Raw genomic sequence first — 21,510 nt, 5'->3', positions numbered from 1 at the left:
GAAGATCAACCGCGGGAGCGAGCCTGCTCGCGAAAGCAGCCGATCCGGTCTGACTGTTAAACGAGAACTTGCCGGTTACTCGCCATGTACTCGAATACCTGCTTCTCCACTCGCGGGTGAATCAACTCCACCGGCCGCCGCCCATTGGGGCACGGCAAGGTCTGGGTAGTGCCGAACAACCGGCAGATCAACGGCCGCTCGTCATACACGGTACAGCCGTTCGGCCCGAGATGGACGCAGTTGAGTTCGTCCATTGCCGCTTCCTGCTCGGCCCGGGTCTTTCGCGGCAGCCGCGACATTTCTTCCGGCGAGGTGGTCACCGGGCCGCAGCAGTCGTGACAGCCGGGCACGCACTCGAAGGAGGGGATCTGCTGGCGCAGTGTGCGAATTTTCTGACTGTTACAGCTCATTGAGGCGACGACCAAATATCAAGATAGAGCGCAATTCTGAGGCAAAAGCCGCGATCCAGACAGCGGCAACCGACCAATGTTGCCCATGCGCAAAGGTCCGGCTTATGCTCCGTCAAGTTTTCTAAACACAAGAATCAGGATGACGCGCATGAACGCCCGTGCCCAGCACACTGCCTCCTATTACGCCGCCAGCAGCCTGCCGCAGCCGGATTATCCGATGCTCCAAGGCGAAGTGCTGGCCGACGTGTGCGTGGTTGGCGGCGGGTTTTCGGGGCTGAATACGGCGCTGGAACTGGCAGAACGCGGCCTCGGCGTGGCGCTGCTCGAAGCCCATAAAATCGGTTGGGGCGCCAGCGGGCGCAACGGCGGACAGCTGATTCGCGGGGTCGGCCACGGCCTTGATCAGTTCACCAACGTTATCGGCGCCGACGGCGTGCGTCAGATGAAACTCATGGGCCTGGAAGCGGTGGAAATCGTCCGACAGCGAGTCGAGCATTTTCAGATCCCCTGTGACCTGACCTGGGGTTATTGCGACCTGGCCAACAAGCCCCGCGACCTCGAAGGTTTTGCCGAGGACGCCGAAGAACTGCGCAATCTGGGTTATCGCTACGAAACCCGCCTGCTGCAACCCCATGAAATGCACACCGTGGTGGGGTCCGACCGTTACGTGGGCGGCCTGATCGACATGGGCTCCGGGCACTTGCATCCACTGAACCTGGCGCTGGGCGAAGCCGCCGCGGCACAGCAACTGGGCGCCAGGCTGTTCGAACAGTCAGCCGTCACCCGCATCGATTACGGTTCCGAGGTCAAGGTGCATACCGCCCAAGGCACGGTCCGCGCCAAGACATTGGTACTGGGCTGTAATGCCTACCTCAACGAACTCAACCCCGAACTCAGCGGCAAGGTACTGCCCGCCGGCAGCTACATCATCGCCACCGAGCCTTTGAGCGAAGAACTGGCGCACTCGCTACTGCCGCAGAACATGGCGGTCTGCGATCAACGGGTGGCGCTGGATTACTATCGACTCTCGGCGGACCGCCGCTTGCTGTTCGGCGGTGCCTGCCATTACTCGGGACGGGACCCGAAAGACATCGCGGCCTATATGCGACCAAAGATGCTGGATGTTTTTCCGCAATTGGGCGACGTGAAGATCGATTATCAATGGGGCGGCATGATCGGCATCGGCGCCAACCGCCTGCCGCAAATCGGCCGCCTCAAGGACCAGCCGAACGTGTACTACGCCCAGGCTTATTCCGGGCATGGCGTGAATGCCACGCATCTGGCCGGCAAGTTGCTGGCCGAGGCCATCAGCGGGCAACAGAGCAGTGGTTTCGATCTGTTTGCCAAGGTGCCGCACATTACCTTTCCGGGCGGCCGGCATTTGCGCTCGCCGTTATTGGCCTTGGGGATGTTGTGGCATCGGTTTAAAGAGTTGGTTTGAACGTTTTGTGGCGTTCTAGCGGACGTCTTCGCGAGCAGGCTCGCTCCCACCATTGATCTCTGTCGCTCACAGATAGTGTGCATACAGATGATCTCCTGCGGGAGCGAGCCTGCTCGCGAATGGAGCTGAAGAACACATTGCTATCAGATTCGCCAAAAGGGCTTCAACCCCTCCTCCCGCGCCTGCTCACGGGTCAGCCCGACATCCTTGAGCTGCTCGGATGTCAGCGTCAGCAACGCCTTGCGCGTGTGCAGACGATGCCAGAACAGACCCCAACGACTCAGGCCGGACGGCGCGTTGCGCATGTCCGCCTCGCGTGCATCGTTATCTTGCCCTGCCGCCAGTTCCTGACTGTGTAACGTCAGCCGCACATCGCTCAAGCCGTTCATTTTGAATGCTCCTGTTTACTTGGGTAGCCAGAGCTTTCATGATGCGTGGACGGCGAAAACCATTACAGATCCAACGCATCTGTATTATTTCCATACAGATTGTTCACTTCAGGCTCTGAATCCTGGTTTTTTCACCCATCTGTACTGGTTAGCCGAATCACTTGCCTCGAGACTGCGCCATGACCCTTTACGTCAACCTCGCTGAACTGCTCGGCACGCGTATCGAACAGGGCTTCTATCGCCCCGGCGACCGGCTGCCGTCGGTACGGGCGCTGAGCGTCGAACATGGCGTCAGCCTGAGTACGGTGCAGCAGGCCTACCGCGTGCTGGAAGACAGCGGACTGGCCACGCCAAGGCCTAAATCCGGGTATTTCGTGCCGGTGAGTCGCCAATTACCGGAGCTGCCGGCGGTGGGTCGCCCGGCGCAGCGGCCTGTGGATATCTCACAATGGGATCAGGTGCTGGAGTTGATTCGCGCGGTGCCGCGCAAGGATGTGGTGCAATTGGGTCGCGGTATGCCGGACATCACCACCCCCACCCTCAAGCCCCTGCTACGCGGCCTGGCGCAGCTCAGTCGTCGGCAAGACATGCCTGGCCTGTATTACGACAACATTCACGGCAACCTCGAACTGCGTGTACAGATCGCCCGGCTGATGCTCGATTCCGGTTGCCAGCTGAGCCCCGGTGACCTGGTGGTTACGACCGGCTGCCACGAAGCTTTATCTACCAGCATCCGCTCCATCTGCGAACCGGGGGATATCGTGGCCGTGGACTCGCCGAGCTTTCATGGCGCCATGCAAACCCTCAAGGGCCTGGGCATGAAAGCCCTGGAAATCCCTACCGACCCGCTCACCGGGATCAGCCTCGATGCACTTGAACTGGCCCTGGAACAATGGCCGATCAAGGCCATACAGTTGACGCCCAACTGCAACAACCCGCTGGGCTACATCATGCCGGAGTCGCGCAAACGCGCGTTGTTGATGCTCGCACAGCGTTTCGACGTGGCGATCATCGAAGACGATGTGTATGGCGAATTGGCCTACACCTACCCGCGCCCACGCACGATCAAATCCTTCGACGAAGACGGCCGCGTCCTGCTCTGCAGTTCATTTTCCAAGACCCTTGCCCCCGGCCTGCGCATTGGCTGGGTCGCACCCGGTCGCTATCTGGAACGCGTGCTGCACATGAAATACATCAGCACCGGCTCCACCGCGCCACAACCGCAGATTGCCATCGCCGAGTTCCTCAAGGGTGGTCACTTCGAACCACATTTGCGGCGGATGCGCACGCAATACCAACGCAATCGCGACGCGATGATCGATTGGGTCACCCGCTATTTCCCCGCTGGCACTCGCGCCAGCCGCCCGCAAGGCAGTTTCATGTTGTGGGTTGAACTGCCTGAAGGCTTTGACACCCTGAGACTGAATCGCGCCTTGCACGATCAGGGCGTACAGATTGCCGTGGGCAGCATATTTTCCGCTTCGGGCAAGTACCGTAACTGTCTGCGTATGAACTACGCTGCCAAACCAACGGCACAGATTGAAGAAGCCGTGCGCAAGGTCGGTGCCGCCGCCATCAAGCTGCTGGCGGAAACCGACTGGCTGACCGACTGACCTTTCTGAAGAGTCCAGCGTCCATATGCCAACACCCGCCAATCGGAACGATCCCACGTGAGAGTCAGACAGCCCCTGCTTGCTCTGGTGTTACTTGCTTCGTTCCTTGGCGGCTGCGCCAGTTTCGATGTGCAGCGCCAACCGAGCCAGGCGCTGCCGGCGAGCGCTTCGGCATTCGGCCGCTCAGTCCAGGCCCAGGCGGCCCCCCATGAAGGGAAATCCGGCTTTCGGCTGCTGTCCGACAGCACCGAAGCCTTCACCGCCCGCGCCGAACTGATCCGCAACGCCCAAGGCAGCCTCGATCTGCAGTACTACATCGTCCATGACGGCGTCAGCACGCGAATGCTGGTAGAGGAACTGCTCAAGGCCGCCGACCGCGGTGTGAGGGTGCGCATTCTCCTCGATGACACCACCAGCGACGGCCTGGACCGCACCATCGCCACCCTTGCGGCACATCCACAGATTCAGATTCGCGTGTTCAACCCCCTGCATCTGGGGCGCAGCACCGGCGTGACGCGCACCATGGGCCGCCTGTTCAACCTGTCGCAACAACACCGGCGCATGCACAACAAACTGTGGCTGGCGGACAACAGCATGGCTATCGTCGGCGGGCGAAATCTGGGGGATGAGTATTTCGATGCCGAGCCGAATCTGAATTTCACGGATATCGACATACTCGGCGTCGGCCCCGTTGCCGAGCAACTGGGTCACAGTTTCGACCAGTACTGGAACAGCGCCTTGAGCAAGCCGGTCGAGCAGTTCCTGTCGAGCAAACCGACCGCACAGGACCTGAAAAACACCCGCACGCGACTGGAAGAATCCCTGGAGGAGTCTCGCAAACAGAACCACGCGCTGTTTCAACAGTTGATGAAGTTTGCCACCGACCCGCGCCTGGATATCTGGCGCAAGGAGCTGATCTGGGCCTGGAACCAGGCGTTGTGGGATGCGCCGAGCAAGGTACTGGCGGACGGCGAGCCAGACCCGCAGTTGCTGCTGACCACCCAGTTGGCACCCGAACTCAACGGCGTCAGCAAAGAGCTGGTGATGGTCTCGGCTTACTTCGTGCCGGGCCAGCCGGGGCTGGTGTACCTGACCGGCCGTGCCGATTCCGGCGTATCGGTGCGATTGCTGACAAACTCACTGGAAGCCACCGACGTACCGGCGGTGCATGGCGGCTATGCACCGTATCGCAAGGCCCTGCTGGAGCATGGCGTGCAACTCTATGAATTGCGCCGCCAGCCCGGCGACGAAAGCGGCAGCGGACCTCGCCTGTTTTCGCGACGATCCTATGGCGAATCCGATTCCAGCCTGCACAGCAAGGCGATCATCTTCGACCAGCAGAAGTCCTTCATCGGCTCATTCAACTTCGACCCGCGTTCGGTACTGTGGAACACCGAAGTCGGGGTGCTGGTGGACAGCCCGGAACTGGCGGCCCGCGTCCGCGAACTGGCGTTGGAAGGCATGGCGCCGTCCCTGAGTTATGAAGCGCGGCTGGAGAATGGTCAAGTCGTCTGGACCACCGAAGACGATGGCAAAATGCACACCCTGACCAAGGAACCAGGCAGTTGGTGGCGGCGCTTCAATGCCTGGCTGAGCGACACGGTGGGGCTCGAGCAAATGCTTTAAGCCGGTTCGGCAACCGCGCCAAACGCTCCCTGGCGCGACACAAGTATCACCAGGCCAAACGCACCTGCCGCCATCAGCAACGGCAACGCATGCCCGCTGATCCACTGGCTGCCGGCACCGGCGATCAACGGCCCGAGCAGGCAACCGATGCCCCACAGTTGCGCGATGTGTGCATTGGCCCGAACCAGCGCATCGTCACGATAACGCTCGCCGATCAGGATCAGGGACAAGGTAAACAAACCGCCGGCACTGGCGCCGAACAGCACCCACAACGGCCAGATCAGCAGCGTGTCGATCAGCAATGGAATCGCCAGACTCGATACCAGCAAAACCATCGCACACCACGTGAACAATGCACGACGCGACATGCGATCCGCCAGCGCACCGATCGGCAATTGCAGCAAGGCATCCCCCACCACCACCGTACTGACCATCGCCAAGGCGATTTCCGTGGTGAACCCCTGGCGCAGGCAGTACACCGGCAGCAATGTCAGGATCATCGCTTCGAACGCCGCGAACAGCGACACTGCCCAGGCAATCGCCGGCAAGCCACGACAGAACGTCAGCAAATCACCGAAGGTCACGCTGCAGGCCTCGCTGCCGGGCGCGCCACTGCGGCCCAACAACAGAAACGGTGCCGCCACCAGCAAACCGACCCCGACCCAGAAGCCATAATCGTGCTCGGTGCCCAGGACACCCAGCAGAATCGGCCCGGCCAATTGACTCAGCGCGTAGCTGCTGCCGTAGAGCGCCACCAGCCGTCCGCGCCATTCTTCGACCACCAGTTGATTGATCCAGCTTTCGCCAAGGATGAACACCAGGGTTAGCACTACGCCGATCATCAAGCGCAGCACCAGCCAGATCGGATAGCTCGGCATCAACGCCAGCAAACCGATGGACACCGCCCCGCCCCACAGGCACAGGCGCATCAGATTGGCCGTGCCGAGACGTGCCGCCAGATGACTGGAGATCTTCGCCCCCAGTAGAACGCCAATGGCCGGCATCGCCGCCATCACACCAATGGCAAACGAGCCGTAACCCCAGCTTTCCAGGCGAAACGACACCAGCGGCATGCTGACACCCAGGGCCAGGCCGACACTCAAGACAGACGCCAACACGGCGAAATACGTCGCCCAACGCATGTTCCACGCTCCTGTGGATAATTTTATGCACAACACAAAACACTGTGGGAGCGAGCCTGCTCGCGAAGACGGAGCAACATTCAACATTGACGTCGACTGTTATACCGCTTTCGCGAGCAGGCTCGCTCCCACAGGGGATCTGCGTCGTTTGGGATGCCTGCTTTTACAGCAGACTCCCGTTAACGGCTTACAACTTGATCCAGGTCGCCTTCAGCTCGGTGTACTTGTCGAACGCGTGCAGCGACTTGTCGCGGCCGTTGCCGGACTGCTTGAAGCCACCGAACGGTGCGGTCATGTCGCCGCCATCGTACTGGTTGACCCACACGCTACCGGCACGCAGTGCCCTGGCGGTCAGGTGAGCCTTGGAGATGTCAGTCGTCCACACGGCGGCGGCCAGGCCATAGGGCGTGTCGTTGGCAATAGCGACGGCTTCTTCGGCGGTGTCGAAGGTGATGACCGACAACACAGGTCCGAAGATTTCTTCCTGAGCGATTTTCATCGCGTTGCTCACGCCATCGAAAATCGTCGGCTCGACGTAAGTGCCTCCGGTTTCCTGGAGGGTACGCTTGCCACCGGCCACCAGTTTGGCGCCGTCCGCGTGACCGGATTCGATGTAGGACAGCACGGTGTTCATCTGCTGGGTATCCACCAACGCACCGACATTGGTCGCCGGGTCCAACGGGTTACCTGGCTTCCAGGCTTTCAGGGCCTCGATCACCAGCGGCAGGAATTTATCCTTGATGGAGCGCTCCACCAGCAGGCGCGAGCCGGCGGTGCAGACTTCACCCTGGTTGAAGGCGATGGCGCCAGCCGCCGCTTCGGCCGCTGCTTGAAGGTCCGGAGCATCGGCGAACACAATGTTCGGGCTTTTGCCGCCGGCTTCCAGCCAGACGCGCTTCATGTTCGACTCACCGGAGTAGATCAGCAGTTGTTTGGCAATCTTGGTCGAACCAGTGAACACCAGGGTGTCGACGTCGTTATGCAGGGCCAGGGCCTTGCCGACGGTATGACCATAGCCTGGCAGCACGTTCAGCACGCCTTTCGGAATACCGGCTTCAACGGCCAGTGCTGCGATACGGATGGCGGTCAGGGGAGATTTTTCCGACGGCTTGAGGATCACCGAGTTACCGGTCGACAGCGCAGGACCCAGCTTCCAGCACGCCATCATCAACGGGAAGTTCCACGGCACGATGGCGCCGACTACGCCGACCGGCTCACGGGTCACCAGACCCAATTGATCGTGCGGGGTAGCCGCCACTTCGTCGTAGATCTTGTCGATGGCTTCGCCGCTCCAGCTCAGGGCTTGTGCCGCGCCGGGAACGTCGATGTACAGGGAGTCGCTGATCGGCTTGCCCATGTCCAGGGTTTCAAGCAGTGCCAGCTCCTCGGCGTGCTGTTTCAGCAGGCCGGCGAAACGGATCATCGCGGATTTGCGTTTGGTCGGCGCCAGGCGCGACCAGACACCCGAATTAAAGGTGGCGCGAGCATTTTCTACAGCGCGCTGGGCGTCGGCGGCGTCACAGCTGGCAATCTTGCCCAGCAGACGGCCATCGACCGGGCTGATGCACTCGAAGGTCTCGCCGGAGACGGCATCGGTGTACTCGCCATTGAGGTAAGCACGGCCTTCGATCTTCAGATCGCGAGCCTTTTGTTCCCAGTCGGCACGAGTCAGGGTGGTCATTCGAGTGTCCTCCTCTTATTGAATACGACACCCGCGTTCTTCGCGGGCGCTGTCAGGAATTCTGCCCGGGCCAGCCTGCTATTCGGCCAAGGGCAACCATCACCCTAAACCAGCGGCAGGTGAAGTTTCAATATATTTGACATAAGGCTGGCAAACGGCCTTGCGATGTTCATTTTAATAAACATAGACTTTGACAACAGTCACCACTCGCACCGCAATGACGGGGGAATACAACAATGAGCATCCAGAACATCGTCGACTTCAGCCAGGCCACCACCGCCGCCGAACGCTATCGTCCAGACCCGACCAAGGTGCTCAAGGGCGATCCTGAGCAAGCGGTGTTCAACCACTACAACAGCCCTTGCGGCCAGCTGAACGCCGGTGTGTGGGAAGGGGCTGTCGGCCAATGGACAGTGAATTTCACCGAACACGAATATTGCGAAATCGTGCAGGGTGTTTCCGTGCTGCGTGATCTCGATGGTAACGCCAAGACGCTGCGGGTTGGCGATCGCTTCGTCATCCCGGCAGGTTTCCGGGGCACCTGGGAAGTGCTGGAGCCATGCCGCAAAATTTATGTGGCGTTTGAGCAGAAGGCCTGACAATTAGCGTTGCCTGGGCCGACGCTTTCGCGAGCAGGCTCGCTCCCACAGGAGATCAGTGTGTACACGGACATTGTGGGAGCGAGCCCGCTCGCGAAGGGGGCCTGACAGGCAATACCTGTCCATCAGGCAACAAAAAAGGCCCGTATCTCGCGATACGGGCCTTTTTCGTAAGTCGGGAAAAATCAATTACTTGATTTTGCCTTCCTTGTAGATCACGTGCTTGCGAACAACCGGATCAAATTTCTTGATCTCGATTTTGTCCGGAGTAGTGCGCTTGTTCTTGTCGGTAGTGTAGAAGTGACCAGTACCGGCGCTCGAAATCAAACGAATCAATTCACGCATGATTAGCTCCCTTAAACCTTGCCATCGCGACGAAGTTCGGCCAGCACGACACTGATGCCACGCTTGTCGATGATGCGCATGCCTTTGGCAGATACGCGCAGACGTACGAAACGTTTCTCTTCTTCAACCCAGAAGCGGTGATGCTGCAGGTTCGGCAGGAAACGACGACGGGTTTTGTTGTTTGCGTGGGAAATGTTATTCCCAGTCACCGGACCCTTACCGGTAACTTGACATACTCTAGACATGCCTCAGCCCTCTAAAACCACATGCCCAACCCGGCATGGGTTGGCCGCTTAATCTCTAGTCATTGTGGCGCCAGGCGCCGCGATTCTTTAGAGGTCTTACCGGCTACACCTACAGTGAAGGAACCGGGCCCCTAGAAAAGAGCGCTGCTTTATACCAGAAAGACTGGAGAGCAACAACATTCGCTGTGCCTTGAATGGAGAAAAACCCGGTTTTCCACGCCTCAAGCGCTTTGGATAAAGGCTGTCGCCGTTTTCGACCGCTCGTCGCGAGAATCTGCCCCACGCCACGACGACGACGTTTTTCCACCCGAGCACAGCAAAATCAGGCGCCTATAGTCCCCTGAAAATGAAAAAGGGGATAGTCATTTGCAAAGGAGCCCACTAGGGTAAGCCTTTTCCAGACTGCACTTGCAGATGGGCCTTCGATCTGTAAAGGAATCCGACCATGCGCCTCGCTGCCCTACCGCTGTTGCTAGCCCCGCTTCTGCTGAGCCCACAGGCCTTCGCCGCCGCCCTGAGCGTTTGCACCGAGGCCAGCCCCGAAGGGTTCGACGTGGTGCAATACAACTCGCTGACCACCACCAACGCCTCGGCGGACGTACTGATGAACCGTCTGGTGGATTTCGACACGGCCAGCGGCAAAGTGGTCGCCAGTCTCGCCGAGAGCTGGGAAGTCAGCCCCGATGGCTTGACGTATGTGTTCAAGCTGCGCCCGCAGGTGAAGTTCCACCGCACCGAGTATTTCAGCCCGACGCGCGAAATGACCGCCGAGGACGTGAAGTTCAGCTTCGACCGCATGCTCGATCCGGCTAACCCCTGGCACAAGGTCGCCCAGAGCGGCTTCCCCCATGCGCAATCCATGCAATTGCCGGCGCTGATCAAAAAAATCGACGCCCTCGACCCGCTGACCGTGCGCTTCACGCTGGACCATCCGGATTCAACTTTCCTCGCAACCCTGAGCATGGGTTTCGCCTCGATCTATTCGGCCGAATACGCCGATAAACTGTTGAAGGCAGGTACCCCGGAGAAGCTCAACAGCCAGCCGATCGGCAGCGGCCCGTTCGTGTTCACGCGCTTCCAGAAGGACGCCTCGATCCGCTACAAGGCCAACCCGGACTACTTTGGTGGCAAGCCGTCAGTGGACCCGCTGATCTTCGCCATCACCCCGGACGCCAACGTGCGCTTGCAGAAGTTGCGTCGCAATGAATGCCAGATCGCCCTGTCGCCCAAGCCTCTGGACGTACAGGCAGCGCTGAAAGAGCCGACCCTGAAAGTGGAAAAAACTGACGCGTTCATGACCGCATTCGTCGGCATCAACAGCCAGCATCCACCGCTGGACAAGCCTGAAGTGCGCCAGGCGATCAACCTCGCTTTCGACAAGGCCAATTACGTCAAGGCCGTGTTCGAAGACACCGCCGAGCCTGCCAATGGCCCCTACCCGCCGAACACCTGGAGCTACGCCAAAAGCCTGCCGGGCTATGCCCATGACGTGGAGAAAGCCAAGGCGTTGATGGCCAAGGCCGGACTCAAGGACGGCTTCCAGACCACCATCTGGACTCGCCCGTCGGGCAGCCTGCTGAACCCGAACCCCAGCCTCGGCGCCCAACTGCTGCAGTCTGACCTCGCGGAAATCGGCATACAGGCCGAAATTCGCGTGATCGAATGGGGCGAACTGATCCGTCGCGCCAAGGCCGGTGAACATGACCTGCTGTTCATGGGCTGGGCCGGCGACAACGGTGACCCTGACAACTTCCTCACGCCGCAGTTTTCCTGCGCCGCGGTCAAGTCCGGTACCAACTTTGCCCGTTACTGCAACCAGGACCTGGACAAGCTCATCAACGCCGGCAAGACCACCGGCGAGCAAGGCGTGCGCACCAAGCTCTACGAACAGGCCCAGACGCAGATCCAGCAGCAGGCATTGTGGCTGCCGCTGGCGCACCCGACGGCTTTTGCCCTGACACGCAAAGATGTCGAGGGTTACTCGGTGAGCCCGTTTGGGCGGCAGGACTATTCGAAGGTCAACCTCAAATAATCCGCCCGGCCACAAAACCTGTGGGAGCGAGCCTGCTCGCGAAAGCAACCTGTCAGTCAAAATGGAGATCGACTGACACTACGCCTTCGCGAGCAGGCTCGCTCCCACAGAGTCTTGCTTAGCTCCACCCCGCTTTACATCCAGCCGTATTCAGCCATCGAAAGCGGATCGCCATCGCCGATGATGAAATGGTCAAGCACCCGCACATCAATCAGCTCCAAGGCTTTTTGCAGACGCTTGGTGAGCATCCGGTCGGCCTGACTGGGGTCGGAGTTGCCCGACGGATGGTTGTGGCAGAGGATCAGCGCCGCCGCGTTGTGTGCCAGCGCGCGCTTGACCACCTCCCGCGGATGGACACTGGTGTTGTCGATGGAGCCACGAAACAGTGCCTCAAAGGTCAGCACCTGATGTTTTGAATCCAGGAACAGACAACCGAACACTTCGTGGGGCTCATGGCGCAGCATCGCCTTCAAGTAATCGCGCACCGCATGCGGATTTTCCAACACTGGCTTGAAGCGCAGCCGCTCAGCCAGATGCCGTCGACTCATTTCCAGAACCGCCTGCAATTGTGCGAACTTTGCCGCACCCAGTCCCAACTGCCTGCTGAACGCCGGGAGATCCGCCTCCAACAGCGACCGCAGGCTGCCAAATTGACCCAGCAGATGCCGCGCCAGATCCACCGCGCTTTTGCCTGACACCCCGGTTCGCAAAAAGATGGCCAGCAATTCGGCATCCGAAAGGCTTGCCGGCCCCTGCTCAAGAAGCTTCTCCCGCGGCCGCTCCGCCGCCGGCCAATCGCGAATACTCATAGCACCTCCCTGTCTGTGGGCGCCGCTGTTCCGTAGCGGTCGCTGTGATATCGTAGCCCATCTTTTTTGCGGGCGAATTCACCCTGGGGAGGGGGTTTCGCTACGTTTGTCACCAACGAATTGAAAGGCAGGCCTATGCAGCGGCTGTATCGGAAACGCATTGTTCTGGGCGTCGGCGGCGGCATTGCTGCCTACAAAAGCGCCGATCTGGTTCGCCGGCTGATGGACCAGGGTGCCGAAGTGCGCGTGGTCATGACCCGTGGCGGCAGCGAGTTCATCACGCCACTGACCATGCAGGCCCTGTCCGGGCACCCCGTGCACCTGGACCTGCTGGACCCGGCGGCCGAAGCGGCCATGGGCCATATCGAGCTGGCCAAATGGGCTGACCTGGTGCTGATCGCACCCGCCACCGCAGACCTGATCGCCCGATTGGCTCAAGGCATCGCCGACGATTTGCTGACCACGCTGGTGCTGGCCACTGACGCAGTGGTCGCGGTAGCCCCGGCGATGAACCAGGCCATGTGGCGCGACCCGGCGACCCAGGCCAACCTGCAAACCCTGGAAAGCCGCGACCTGAAAGTCTTCGGCCCGGCCTCCGGCAGCCAGGCCTGCGGCGATGTCGGTTTGGGCCGCATGCTTGAAGCCACCGACCTGGCACAGCTGGCCGCGGATTGCTTCAAGCGCCAGGCGCTGACCGGCAAACACGTGCTGATCACCGCCGGCCCGACCCAGGAAAACATCGACCCGGTGCGCTACATCACCAACCACAGCTCCGGGAAAATGGGCTTTGCCCTGGCCGAAGCCGCGGTGGAAGCCGGCGCCCGCGTGACCTTGATCACCGGTCCGGTGCACCTGGCGACGCCGGATCGCGTCACCCGTATCGACGTGGTCAGCGCCCGCGACATGCTCGCCGCCTGCGAGGCTGCGATCCCGTGCGACCTCTTCATCGCCTCCGCAGCGGTCGCAGACTATCGCCCGGAAGTCGTCGCCCCACAAAAACTAAAGAAAGATCCTACGAACGGCGACGGCTTGTTGCTACAGATGGTGCGCAACCCGGACATCCTGGCCAGCATCGCCACCCGCCCCGACCGTCCGTTCAGTGTCGGTTTCGCCGCCGAAACCGAACACCTGCTCGACTACGCTGCCCGCAAGTTGAAGGACAAGAATCTCGATTTGATCGTCGCCAACGACGTCGCCAACCCGAGCATTGGCTTCAACAGCGAAGAGAACGCCTGCAGCGTGATCGATCGTCAGCTTCACGCCACGCTTTTCGCCCAAACTAGCAAGAGCAAGATTGCTCGCCAGTTGATCACTTTCATCGCCGAACGTCTGAACCAGGTTTAATTTACATGCACGCTTTGCAAGCCAAGATCCTCGACCCTCGCATCGGTACCGAATTCCCGCTGCCGCAATACGCCACTCCAGGCTCCGCCGGTTTAGACCTGCGCGCCATGCTGGAAAAAGACATCGTGATCAAACCGGGCGAGACCGTACTGATTCCTACGGGGCTGTCGGTCTATATCGGTGACCCGAACCTCGCGGCGCTGATTCTCCCACGCTCTGGCCTGGGCCATAAGCACGGCATCGTACTGGGTAACCTGGTCGGCCTGATCGATTCCGACTACCAGGGTCCGCTGATGGTCTCGTGCTGGAACCGTGGCCAGAGCGATTTCACCATGGTCGTTGGCGAGCGCCTGGCGCAATTGGTACTTGTGCCGGTGGTACAGGCACATTTCGAGATGGTCGAAGAGTTCGTCGAGACCCAGCGCGGCACTGGCGGCTTCGGTCATTCCGGCAGCCATTAATCCCAAGGGTTTATCGTGGCGAGGGAGCAAGCTCCATCGCCACAATATTTGTGCTGGTTTCTGCACCGTGCTGGCGTCATGGCCCTTTCACACCACGAACTCTCTGTGAAAAACGTCGTCATACCTTTCACTTTGAGCCTGCCCACGAATGATTCGCAGGCAGGTCCAGCCACTTTCGAGATGGAGCATTCCCACAGATGAGCACCCCCGCCCGCGTAGCCCCCAAGTTCCCTGACAGCATCTTCCGCGCCTACGATATTCGCGGCACCGTTCCGGAATTTCTGAACGCTGAAACGGCTTACTGGCTCGGTCGCGCCATCGGTGCCCAAAGTCTGGCCCAGGATGAACCGAATGTTTGCGTCGGCCGTGATGGTCGCCTTTCCGGCCCGGAACTGGTGGAGCAACTGATCCAGGGCCTGGCCGACAGCGGTTGCCACGTCAGTGATGTCGGCCTGGTGCCAACCCCTGCGCTGTACTACGCCGCCAACGTACTGGCCGGCAAATCCGGGGTGATGCTGACCGGTAGCCACAACCCGTCGAACTACAACGGCTTCAAGATCGTCATTGCTGGCGACACCTTGGCCAACGAGCAGATCCAGGCCCTGCATGACCGCCTCAAGAATAACGACTTGAGCAGCGGCCAGGGCAGCATCACCAGGGTCGAAATCCTCGACCGCTACACCACCGAAATCGTCCAGGACATCAAGCTGGCCCGACGCCTGAAGGTCGTGGTGGACTGCGGCAACGGCGCTGCCGGCGTGATTGCCCCGCAACTGATCGAAGCACTGAACTGCGAAGTCATCCCGCTGTTCTGCGAAGTCGACGGCAATTTCCCGAACCACCACCCGGACCCGGGCAAGCTGGAAAACCTGGTAGACCTGATCGCCAAGGTCAAGGAAACCAGCGCTGACTTGGGCCTGGCCTTCGACGGCGATGGCGACCGCGTGGGCGTGGTCACCAACACCGGCAGCGTCGTGTTCCCGGACCGCCTGCTAATGCTGTTCGCCAAGGATGTGGTGGCACGCAACCCCGACGCGGAAATCATCTTCGACGTCAAATGCACCCGCCGCCTGATCCCGCTGATCAAGGAATATGGCGGTCGTCCGCTGATGTGGAAGACCGGTCATTCGTTGATCAAAAAGAAAATGAAACAATCCGGCGCCCTGTTGGCCGGCGAAATGAGCGGGCACATCTTCTTCAAGGAGCGCTGGTTCGGTTTCGACGACGGCATCTACAGCGCCGCGCGGTTGCTGGAAATCCTCAGCAAGGAAAAATCGTCGGCTGAAGAATTGTTCGCAACCTTCCCGAACGATATTTCTACGCCGGAAATCAATATCCATGTGACCGAAGAGAGCAAATTCAGCATCATTGATGCACTGCACGACGCGCAGTGGGGCGAAGGCGCTGACCTGACCACCATTGACGGCGTGCGAGTCGACTATGCCAAAGGCTGGGGCCTGGTTCGCGCCTCCAACACCACACCGGTGCTGGTGCTGCGCTTCGAGGCCGATGACGAGGCTGAATTGCAGCGCATCAAGGACGTTTTCCATGTCCAGTTGAAGCGTGTCGCACCTGATCTCCAACTACCGTTCTGATTCACCCGGAGCCCTGAATGACCCTCGAACGCGAAGCCGCCGCCAACACCGCCAAGGTCCTGTCCGAAGCGCTGCCTTACATTCGCCGCTATGTCGGCAAGACGCTGGTGATCAAATACGGCGGCAACGCGATGGAAAGCGAGGAGCTGAAAACCGGCTTCGCCCGCGACATCGTGCTGATGAAAGCCGTCGGCATCAACCCGGTGGTCGTTCACGGCGGCGGCCCGCAAATCGGTGATTTGCTCAAGCGCCTGTCGATCGAGAGCCACTTTGTCGATGGTATGCGCGTCACCGACGCCGCGACCATGGACGTGGTGGAAATGGTCTTGGGCGGCCAGGTCAACAAGGACATCGTCAACCTGATCAACCGTCACGGCGGAAGCGCCATCGGCCTGACCGGCAAAGACGCCGAGTTGATTCGTGCGAAGAAACTCACCGTCACCCGCCAGACCCCGGAGATGACCCAGCCGGAAATCATCGACATCGGCCACGTCGGCGAAGTGGTCGGGATCAATACCGACCTGCTGAACCTGCTGGTCAAAGGCGATTTTATCCCGGTGATCGCGCCAATCGGCGTCGGCGCCAACGGCGAGTCGTACAACATCAACGCCGACCTGGTGGCTGGCAAGGTTGCCGAAGCACTGAAGGCCGAAAAGCTGATGCTGCTGACCAACATCGCCGGGCTGATGGACAAGTCGGGCAAGGTGTTGACCGGCCTGAGCACGCAGCAGGTCGACGACCTGATCGCCGACGGCACCATCTACGGCGGCATGCTGCCGAAGATCCGTTGCGCGCTGGAAGCGGTCCAGGGTGGCGTGGGCAGTTCGCTGATCATCGACGGTCGCGTGCCGAATGCAATCCTGCTGGAAATCTTCACCGATACCGGCGTGGGCACCTTGATCAGCAATCGCAAGCGTCACTAAGCGATAGCGGATGCAAAAAGACCCCGCTCAGCCTGGCTGAGCGGGGTCTTTTTTTACCTCGACCTCTGTGGGAGCGGGCTTGCCCGCGATAGCTATCTGTCAGCCAACATCGCCGTCGACTGACACTCCGTCATCGCGGGCAAGCCCGCTCCCACAGTGATTTGTGGTTAAACGCCGAACTGGGCGCGGTAGGCTTCCACGGCTGGCAAATGCTGCTTGAGCTGCGGATCGTCAGCCAGGAATTCCAGCACCTGATTCAGCGAAACAATGCTGATCACCGGAATCCCGAAGTCGCGCTCCACTTCCTGGATCGCCGACAACTCACCGTTGCCACGCTCCTGACGGTTCAGGGCGATCAATACACCGGCAGCCTTGGCGCCGTCCTGGGAAGCGATGATCTGCATCACTTCACGGATGGCGGTGCCCGCGGTGATCACGTCGTCGATGATCAGCACCTCGCCGGTCAGCGGTGCGCCAACCAGGCTGCCGCCCTCGCCGTGAGCCTTGGCTTCCTTGCGGTTGAAGCACCATGGCAGGTCACGGTTGTGATGCTCGGCCAACGCCACGGCGGTGGTTGCCGCCAGAGGGATGCCCTTGTAGGCCGGACCGAACAGCACGTCGAAGGAAATGCCGCTTTCGGCAATGGCTGCGGCGTAGAAACGACCCAGCTGTGCCAGGGCCGAACCCGAGTTGAACAGGCCCGCGTTGAAGAAGTAAGGACTGGTGCGCCCGGACTTCAGGGTGAACTCACCGAAGCGCAAAACGCCGCGATCGATGGCAAAACGAATGAAATCGCGCTGATACGCTTGCATGAAAAAAACCCCAAATACCACGGATTTAGCTAATTAGCTTGACGCCGTGTATCATACACGCACGCGATTTTTGGGGCCATTTATGCGGATCATCAGTGTGAACGTCAATGGTATTCAGGCTGCAGTCGAGCGGGGTTTGCTCAGTTGGCTGCAAGCACAGAATGCCGACGTCATCTGCCTGCAGGACACCCGTGCCTCCGCCTTTGAACTGGACGATCCAGCCTTCCAACTGGATGGATACTTCCTTTATGCCTGCGACGCCGAAGTTCCCGCCCAAGGTGGTGTGGCTTTGTACTCGCGGTTGCAACCGAAGGCTGTCATCAGCGGTCTCGGTTTCGAGACGGCCGACCGCTACGGGCGCTACCTGCAAGCCGATTTCGACAAAGTCAGTATTGCAACCTTGTTGCTTCCGTCGGGTATGAACGGCGATGAGGACTTGAACCAGAAGTTCAAGCTCATGGACGACTTCGCCAAGTACCTGGACAAGCAACGGCGCAAACGCCGCGAGTACATTTATTGTGGCTCGCTGTACGTGGCGCAACAGAAGCTGGACATCAAGAACTGGCGCGACAGCCAGCAATCCCCGGGCTTCCTGGCACCTGAACGTGCCTGGATGGACGAGATTGTCGGCAACATGGGTTATGTTGATGCCCTGCGCGAAGTCAGTCGTGAAGGCGACCAGTACAGCTGGTGGCCCGATAACGAACAGGCCGAAATGCTCAACCTCGGCTGGCGCTTCGACTATCAGCTGCTGACCCCGGGCCTGCGCCGCTTTGTACGCAGCGCACGCTTGCCACGTCAGCCGCGGTTCTCGCAACACGCGCCGCTGATCGTGGACTACGACTGGACGCTGACCATCTAAGCGTCAGATGCAAAAAAGCCGACAGCGATGTCGGCTTTTTTGTGCGCGCTGGTTTGCTTTCTGTGGGAGCGAGCCTGCTCGCGAAAGCGGTCTATCAGTCACATCAGTGTTGACTGTGACGACCCCTTCGCGAGCAGGCTCGCTCCCACAAAGAGAACCTCGCTGATCGTTATTTGATCAATCGCCAAGTGAACGGGTAACGGTAAGGCACCCCTTCATTGGCTTTCACGCCACCGATGATGGTCAAGACCAGCGCACCGATCGCCACCAACCCGAACAGGAAGAACCCGATAATCACCACCATCAGCAGGAAGCAGATGGCCGAGGCAATGGCGACGGTGATCTGAAAGTTCAGCGCTTCCTTGCCTTGAGCATCGATGAACGGGTCCATCTCGCGCTTCATCTGCCACAGAATCAACGGGCCGATCAGCGTGCCGAACGGAATCCAGATTCCCAGCAAGGCGGACAAGTGACAAAACATCGCCCACTGCCGAACCTCTTTGCTCAGGGTGGGAAGCAGCTGTTGCTCATCACTCATGACGCCCTCCTTGCCTGCGGTATTCCGATCAGTCAGCCAGTGCAGCCTTTTGCAGATCGAAAATTTCGTTCATGCCTTTCTTGGCCAGTTCCAGCATGGCGTTCAGCTCTTCAGGCTGGAACGGCGCGCCTTCGGCAGTGCCCTGGACTTCAATGAAACCGCCGGTGCTGGTCATTACGACGTTCAGGTCGGTCTCGGCAGCCGAATCTTCCAGATAATCGAGGTCGAGCACTGGCTCGCCCTGGTACATGCCGACGGAAACGGCACCGATCATTTGCTTGAGCGGGTCGCCGCCTTTCAGGCCGCCACGCTTCTTGATCACTTTCAAGGCATCGACCAGAGCAACCATGGCACCGGTGATGGAAGCGGTACGAGTACCGCCGTCGGCCTGGATCACGTCGCAATCGACGTACAGGGTCACGTCGCCCAGCTTGGACATGTCCAGTGCTGCGCGCAGGGAGCGACCGATCAGGCGCTGGATCTCCAGGGTACGGCCGCCTTGCTTGCCGCGGCTCGCTTCACGCTGGTTACGCTCGCCGGTGGCGCGCGGCAGCATGCCGTACTCGGCGGTCAACCAACCCTGGCCCTGCCCCTTGAGGAAACGCGGCACGCCGTTTTCGACACTGACGGTGCAGATGACTTTGGTATCACCGAACTCGACCAGTACGGATCCCTCGGCGTGTTTGGTGTAGTTGCGGGTAATGCGGATCGAGCGGAGCTGATCGGCAGCGCGACCACTTGGACGTTTCATAAGGGATACCTGTACGGGGACGGAAAACTGCGGAGCATTATAGAGCTGCCAGCCACGACTGGGCACTTCTAAAAAAAGCCTCCGACGACCGAAGGCTCTGGATAGCCCGTCGCCGACGGCCTGCAGCCCTTTGTGACACCGTGTGTTTGGGCGCATCCGCCGCACTGCGCTACAATCCTGCGCCTTTGCTGCCAGTCGGCTTAAATTCATTGATATCGGGTTGCCGGAACATCGTTCCGGGCCGATCTGCATTGCGAGGTACCTCCATGGTGCACAGCATGACCGCCTTCGCCCGCGTCGAGAAAGCCGGCGTCCAGGGCACCCTGAGCTGGGAACTGCGCTCGGTCAACAGCCGCTACCTGGAACCCCACCTGCGTTTGCCGGAGTCCTTTCGCGACCTCGAAGGCGCCGTCCGCGAGGCGTTGCGCCAGGGCGTGTCCCGGGGCAAGCTCGAATGCACCCTGCGCTTCACCGAAGAAAACACCGGCAAACCACTGCAAGTGGACCAGGCACGCGCCGCACAACTGGTTGCGGCCGCCGAGACCGTCGCCAGCCTGATCAAAAATCCGGCAGCGCTGAACCCGCTCGAAGTGCTGGCCTGGCCCGGCGTATTGGTGGGCGACGCGACCGACCCGCAAGCGCTGAACACCGAAGCACTGGCACTGTTCAACCAGGGCTTGAAAGAGCTCAAGGCCGGCCGCGAGCGCGAAGGCGCGGAGCTGGCGCGGTTGATCAACGATCGCCTGACGTCCATTGAAGAAGACGTGGTGATCCTGCGCGAACTGGTTCCGCAGATGCTCGCCACCCAGCGCCAGAAAGTGCTCGACCGCTTTGCCGACATGAAGGCCGAGATGGACCCGCAGCGCCTGGAGCAGGAAATGGTCATGCTCGCGCAAAAAAGCGACGTCGCCGAAGAACTGGATCGCCTGAGCACTCACATCATCGAAGTTCGCCGGGTCCTCAAATCCGGCGGCGCGGCCGGACGACGCCTGGACTTCCTGATGCAGGAACTCAACCGCGAAGCCAATACACTGGGCTCCAAAGCCTTCGACCCGCGCAGCACCCAAGCGGCGGTCAACCTCAAGGTGTTGATCGAGCAGATGCGCGAACAAGTGCAGAATATTGAGTAAGGCATACCCGACATGACCCACAGCACCGGCACCCTGTACATCATTTCCGCCCCATCGGGCGCGGGCAAGAGCAGCCTGGTCAAGGCCCTGACCGACGCCGATCCGGAGATCCGCGTTTCCGTTTCCCACACCACCCGCGCCATGCGCCCTGGTGAAGTGGACGGCGTGAACTATCACTTCGTCGAACGCAGCGAATTCGTGAAGATGATCGAACACGGGGATTTCCTTGAGCGCGCCGAAGTGTTCGGCAATCTCTACGGCACCTCGCAAAGCCATCTGCAGCAAACGCTGGATGAGGGTCACGACCTGATTCTGGAAATCGACTGGCAGGGTGCCGAGCAAGTGCGCAAACTGATGCCTCAGGCCCGCTCGATCTTTATTCTGCCGCCGTCACTTCAGGCCTTGCACCAGCGCCTGACCAATCGCGGCCAGGACAGCGACGAGATCATCGACGGCCGCATGCGCGAAGCCGTCAGTGAAATGAGCCACTACGTCGACTACGACTACCTGATCATCAATGACGATTTCGCCCACGCCTTGCACGATCTGAAGGCGATTTTCCGCGCCAATCAGCTGCAACAGAAACGCCAACAGCAACGTTTTGGCAAACTGCTGGCTGAATTGCTGGGCTGATCCACTCTTCCCAAAACCGCTGCAAGGGCTTTACATTGGCACTTGCAGCGCGTTGAAGAGCTTGATCAAAAAATCAGCGCTTCCCTAATCGCTGGTGATTTTTTAAACTGTTGAGTCCGCTCGCCCATC

General features: G+C 60.0%; 21 protein-coding genes and 1 pseudogene. 12 read left to right on the top strand and 10 right to left on the bottom strand.

What is annotated here, in order from left to right; genetic code table 11:
• Positions 1 to 56 precede the first annotated feature (56 nt).
• Positions 57 to 410 carry a YkgJ family cysteine cluster protein gene (locus ACW9HW_RS03955; protein WP_095194411.1) on the bottom strand — a complete coding sequence of 118 codons (354 nt, stop codon included), beginning with the start codon at positions 408 to 410 and terminating at the stop codon, positions 57 to 59.
• Positions 411 to 558: 148 nt separating this feature from the next.
• Here ACW9HW_RS03955 and ACW9HW_RS03950 point away from each other — a divergent pair, with 148 nt between their 5' ends.
• Positions 559 to 1,851 (top strand): NAD(P)/FAD-dependent oxidoreductase, encoded by a 1,293-nt coding sequence (locus ACW9HW_RS03950; RefSeq protein ID WP_457398490.1) that lies wholly within the window; start codon positions 559 to 561, stop codon positions 1,849 to 1,851.
• A gap of 143 nt (positions 1,852 to 1,994) precedes the next feature.
• Here the strand turns inward: ACW9HW_RS03950 and ACW9HW_RS03945 are convergent, their stop codons facing one another.
• A complete protein-coding gene (locus ACW9HW_RS03945; protein ID WP_095194413.1) occupies positions 1,995 to 2,240 on the bottom strand; it encodes a DUF1127 domain-containing protein in 246 nt (81 codons plus the stop codon).
• Positions 2,241 to 2,419: 179 nt separating this feature from the next.
• On the opposite strand from ACW9HW_RS03945, the gene ACW9HW_RS03940 reads away from it, so the two are divergent.
• Both ACW9HW_RS03940 and ACW9HW_RS03935 read left to right on the top strand, forming a co-directional pair.
• Positions 2,420 to 3,853, top strand: coding sequence for an aminotransferase-like domain-containing protein (locus ACW9HW_RS03940; RefSeq protein WP_457398487.1), 1,434 nt, complete (start codon positions 2,420 to 2,422; stop codon positions 3,851 to 3,853).
• 57 nt (positions 3,854 to 3,910) lie between these two features.
• Positions 3,911 to 5,479 (top strand): phospholipase D family protein, encoded by a 1,569-nt coding sequence (locus ACW9HW_RS03935; protein ID WP_457398484.1) that lies wholly within the window; start codon positions 3,911 to 3,913, stop codon positions 5,477 to 5,479.
• Here the strand turns inward: ACW9HW_RS03935 and ACW9HW_RS03930 are convergent.
• Positions 5,476 to 6,621 (bottom strand): MFS transporter, encoded by a 1,146-nt coding sequence (locus tag ACW9HW_RS03930; RefSeq protein ID WP_457398481.1) that lies wholly within the window; start codon positions 6,619 to 6,621, stop codon positions 5,476 to 5,478. The two genes, ACW9HW_RS03935 and ACW9HW_RS03930, sit on opposite strands and share 4 nt — an antisense overlap.
• 187 nt (positions 6,622 to 6,808) lie before the next feature.
• Positions 6,809 to 8,302: an aldehyde dehydrogenase gene (locus tag ACW9HW_RS03925; RefSeq protein ID WP_457398478.1), complete on the bottom strand. Its 1,494-nt coding sequence runs from the start codon at positions 8,300 to 8,302 to the stop codon at positions 6,809 to 6,811.
• Between the two features lie 236 nt (positions 8,303 to 8,538).
• Between ACW9HW_RS03925 and ACW9HW_RS03920 the strand changes: the two genes are divergently transcribed.
• Entirely contained in the window at positions 8,539 to 8,901 is a 363-nt protein-coding gene (locus tag ACW9HW_RS03920; RefSeq protein WP_095194418.1) for a cupin domain-containing protein, read from the top strand.
• 189 nt (positions 8,902 to 9,090) lie between these two features.
• Here the strand turns inward: ACW9HW_RS03920 and rpmG are convergent, their stop codons facing one another.
• Together rpmG and rpmB are read right to left on the bottom strand one after the other, a co-directional pair.
• Complete coding sequence (gene rpmG / locus ACW9HW_RS03915; RefSeq protein WP_007894709.1) at positions 9,091 to 9,246, bottom strand: 50S ribosomal protein L33; 156 nt, start codon at positions 9,244 to 9,246, stop codon at positions 9,091 to 9,093.
• 11 nt (positions 9,247 to 9,257) lie between these two features.
• Positions 9,258 to 9,491, bottom strand: a complete 234-nt coding sequence (rpmB, locus tag ACW9HW_RS03910) for a 50S ribosomal protein L28 (RefSeq protein WP_003177273.1) — start codon at positions 9,489 to 9,491, stop codon at positions 9,258 to 9,260.
• A 445-nt stretch (positions 9,492 to 9,936) separates the two neighbouring features.
• On the opposite strand from rpmB, the gene ACW9HW_RS03905 reads away from it, so the two are divergent.
• Positions 9,937 to 11,523 carry an ABC transporter substrate-binding protein gene (locus ACW9HW_RS03905; RefSeq protein ID WP_095194419.1) on the top strand — a complete coding sequence of 529 codons (1,587 nt, stop codon included), beginning with the start codon at positions 9,937 to 9,939 and terminating at the stop codon, positions 11,521 to 11,523.
• 134 nt (positions 11,524 to 11,657) lie between these two features.
• On the opposite strand, the gene radC is transcribed toward ACW9HW_RS03905, so the two are convergent.
• The gene (radC, locus tag ACW9HW_RS03900) at positions 11,658 to 12,332 is read right to left on the bottom strand and encodes a RadC family protein (protein ID WP_095194420.1); all 675 of its coding nucleotides are present in this window, start codon (positions 12,330 to 12,332) and stop codon (positions 11,658 to 11,660) included.
• 135 nt (positions 12,333 to 12,467) lie between these two features.
• Between radC and coaBC the strand changes: the two genes are divergently transcribed.
• From coaBC to argB, 4 genes and pseudogenes are all read left to right on the top strand, one after another.
• Positions 12,468 to 13,676: a bifunctional phosphopantothenoylcysteine decarboxylase/phosphopantothenate--cysteine ligase CoaBC gene (coaBC, locus tag ACW9HW_RS03895; RefSeq protein WP_095194421.1), complete on the top strand. Its 1,209-nt coding sequence runs from the start codon at positions 12,468 to 12,470 to the stop codon at positions 13,674 to 13,676.
• Positions 13,677 to 13,681: 5 nt separating this feature from the next.
• Positions 13,682 to 14,137 (top strand): dUTP diphosphatase, encoded by a 456-nt coding sequence (gene dut / locus ACW9HW_RS03890; RefSeq protein ID WP_095194422.1) that lies wholly within the window; start codon positions 13,682 to 13,684, stop codon positions 14,135 to 14,137.
• 191 nt (positions 14,138 to 14,328) lie between these two features.
• A pseudogene (locus tag ACW9HW_RS03885) lies at positions 14,329 to 15,732 on the top strand (phosphomannomutase/phosphoglucomutase); the annotation flags it as partial.
• Between the two features lie 17 nt (positions 15,733 to 15,749).
• Positions 15,750 to 16,655 carry an acetylglutamate kinase gene (gene argB / locus ACW9HW_RS03880; protein ID WP_095194424.1) on the top strand — a complete coding sequence of 302 codons (906 nt, stop codon included), beginning with the start codon at positions 15,750 to 15,752 and terminating at the stop codon, positions 16,653 to 16,655.
• A gap of 167 nt (positions 16,656 to 16,822) precedes the next feature.
• Here argB and pyrE read toward each other — a convergent pair whose 3' ends face one another.
• A complete protein-coding gene (gene pyrE, locus ACW9HW_RS03875) occupies positions 16,823 to 17,467 on the bottom strand; it encodes an orotate phosphoribosyltransferase (protein WP_034147724.1) in 645 nt (214 codons plus the stop codon).
• 82 nt (positions 17,468 to 17,549) lie between these two features.
• On the opposite strand from pyrE, the gene ACW9HW_RS03870 reads away from it, so the two are divergent.
• On the top strand, positions 17,550 to 18,329 hold the full coding sequence (locus ACW9HW_RS03870; protein ID WP_053163881.1) for an exodeoxyribonuclease III: 780 nt from the start codon (positions 17,550 to 17,552) through the stop codon (positions 18,327 to 18,329).
• Positions 18,330 to 18,498: 169 nt separating this feature from the next.
• On the opposite strand, the gene ACW9HW_RS03865 is transcribed toward ACW9HW_RS03870, so the two are convergent.
• Positions 18,499 to 18,867 (bottom strand): DUF4870 domain-containing protein, encoded by a 369-nt coding sequence (locus tag ACW9HW_RS03865; RefSeq protein ID WP_457398472.1) that lies wholly within the window; start codon positions 18,865 to 18,867, stop codon positions 18,499 to 18,501.
• Between the two features lie 28 nt (positions 18,868 to 18,895).
• The gene (rph, locus tag ACW9HW_RS03860) at positions 18,896 to 19,618 is read right to left on the bottom strand and encodes a ribonuclease PH (RefSeq protein WP_047535109.1); all 723 of its coding nucleotides are present in this window, start codon (positions 19,616 to 19,618) and stop codon (positions 18,896 to 18,898) included.
• Positions 19,619 to 19,884: 266 nt separating this feature from the next.
• On the opposite strand from rph, the gene ACW9HW_RS03855 reads away from it, so the two are divergent.
• Positions 19,885 to 20,748, top strand: a complete 864-nt coding sequence (locus tag ACW9HW_RS03855) for a YicC/YloC family endoribonuclease (RefSeq protein WP_095194426.1) — start codon at positions 19,885 to 19,887, stop codon at positions 20,746 to 20,748.
• A 12-nt stretch (positions 20,749 to 20,760) separates the two neighbouring features.
• Entirely contained in the window at positions 20,761 to 21,381 is a 621-nt protein-coding gene (gmk, locus tag ACW9HW_RS03850; protein WP_095194427.1) for a guanylate kinase, read from the top strand.
• Positions 21,382 to 21,510: the final 129 nt, after the last annotated feature.

Source organism: Pseudomonas sp. SDO5532_S415 (assembly GCF_054071155.1).
The sequence above is the reverse complement of the archived record's forward strand: the minus strand, read 5'-3'. Positions and strand labels throughout refer to the sequence as shown.

Excerpts from the sequence above, each read along its gene's own strand:
- argB (WP_095194424.1), top strand. The coding sequence starts at position 15,750 with ATGACCCTCGAACGCGAAGCCGCCGCCAACACCGCCAAGGTCCTGTCC.
- rpmB (WP_003177273.1), bottom strand. The coding sequence starts at position 9,491 with ATGTCTAGAGTATGTCAAGTTACCGGTAAGGGTCCGGTGACTGGGAAT.
- dut (WP_095194422.1), top strand. The coding sequence starts at position 13,682 with ATGCACGCTTTGCAAGCCAAGATCCTCGACCCTCGCATCGGTACCGAA.
- ACW9HW_RS03945 (WP_095194413.1), bottom strand. The coding sequence starts at position 2,240 with ATGAACGGCTTGAGCGATGTGCGGCTGACGTTACACAGTCAGGAACTG.
- ACW9HW_RS03930 (WP_457398481.1), bottom strand. The coding sequence starts at position 6,621 with ATGCGTTGGGCGACGTATTTCGCCGTGTTGGCGTCTGTCTTGAGTGTC.
- ACW9HW_RS03925 (WP_457398478.1), bottom strand. The coding sequence starts at position 8,302 with ATGACCACCCTGACTCGTGCCGACTGGGAACAAAAGGCTCGCGATCTG.
- ACW9HW_RS03865 (WP_457398472.1), bottom strand. The coding sequence starts at position 18,867 with ATGAGTGATGAGCAACAGCTGCTTCCCACCCTGAGCAAAGAGGTTCGG.
- pyrE (WP_034147724.1), bottom strand. The coding sequence starts at position 17,467 with ATGCAAGCGTATCAGCGCGATTTCATTCGTTTTGCCATCGATCGCGGC.
- ACW9HW_RS03855 (WP_095194426.1), top strand. The coding sequence starts at position 19,885 with ATGGTGCACAGCATGACCGCCTTCGCCCGCGTCGAGAAAGCCGGCGTC.
- radC (WP_095194420.1), bottom strand. The coding sequence starts at position 12,332 with ATGAGTATTCGCGATTGGCCGGCGGCGGAGCGGCCGCGGGAGAAGCTT.
- ACW9HW_RS03955 (WP_095194411.1), bottom strand. The coding sequence starts at position 410 with ATGAGCTGTAACAGTCAGAAAATTCGCACACTGCGCCAGCAGATCCCC.
- gmk (WP_095194427.1), top strand. The coding sequence starts at position 20,761 with ATGACCCACAGCACCGGCACCCTGTACATCATTTCCGCCCCATCGGGC.
- ACW9HW_RS03950 (WP_457398490.1), top strand. The coding sequence starts at position 559 with ATGAACGCCCGTGCCCAGCACACTGCCTCCTATTACGCCGCCAGCAGC.
- ACW9HW_RS03940 (WP_457398487.1), top strand. The coding sequence starts at position 2,420 with ATGACCCTTTACGTCAACCTCGCTGAACTGCTCGGCACGCGTATCGAA.
- rpmG (WP_007894709.1), bottom strand. The coding sequence starts at position 9,246 with ATGCGTGAATTGATTCGTTTGATTTCGAGCGCCGGTACTGGTCACTTC.
- coaBC (WP_095194421.1), top strand. The coding sequence starts at position 12,468 with ATGCAGCGGCTGTATCGGAAACGCATTGTTCTGGGCGTCGGCGGCGGC.
- ACW9HW_RS03870 (WP_053163881.1), top strand. The coding sequence starts at position 17,550 with ATGCGGATCATCAGTGTGAACGTCAATGGTATTCAGGCTGCAGTCGAG.
- ACW9HW_RS03905 (WP_095194419.1), top strand. The coding sequence starts at position 9,937 with ATGCGCCTCGCTGCCCTACCGCTGTTGCTAGCCCCGCTTCTGCTGAGC.
- rph (WP_047535109.1), bottom strand. The coding sequence starts at position 19,618 with ATGAAACGTCCAAGTGGTCGCGCTGCCGATCAGCTCCGCTCGATCCGC.
- ACW9HW_RS03920 (WP_095194418.1), top strand. The coding sequence starts at position 8,539 with ATGAGCATCCAGAACATCGTCGACTTCAGCCAGGCCACCACCGCCGCC.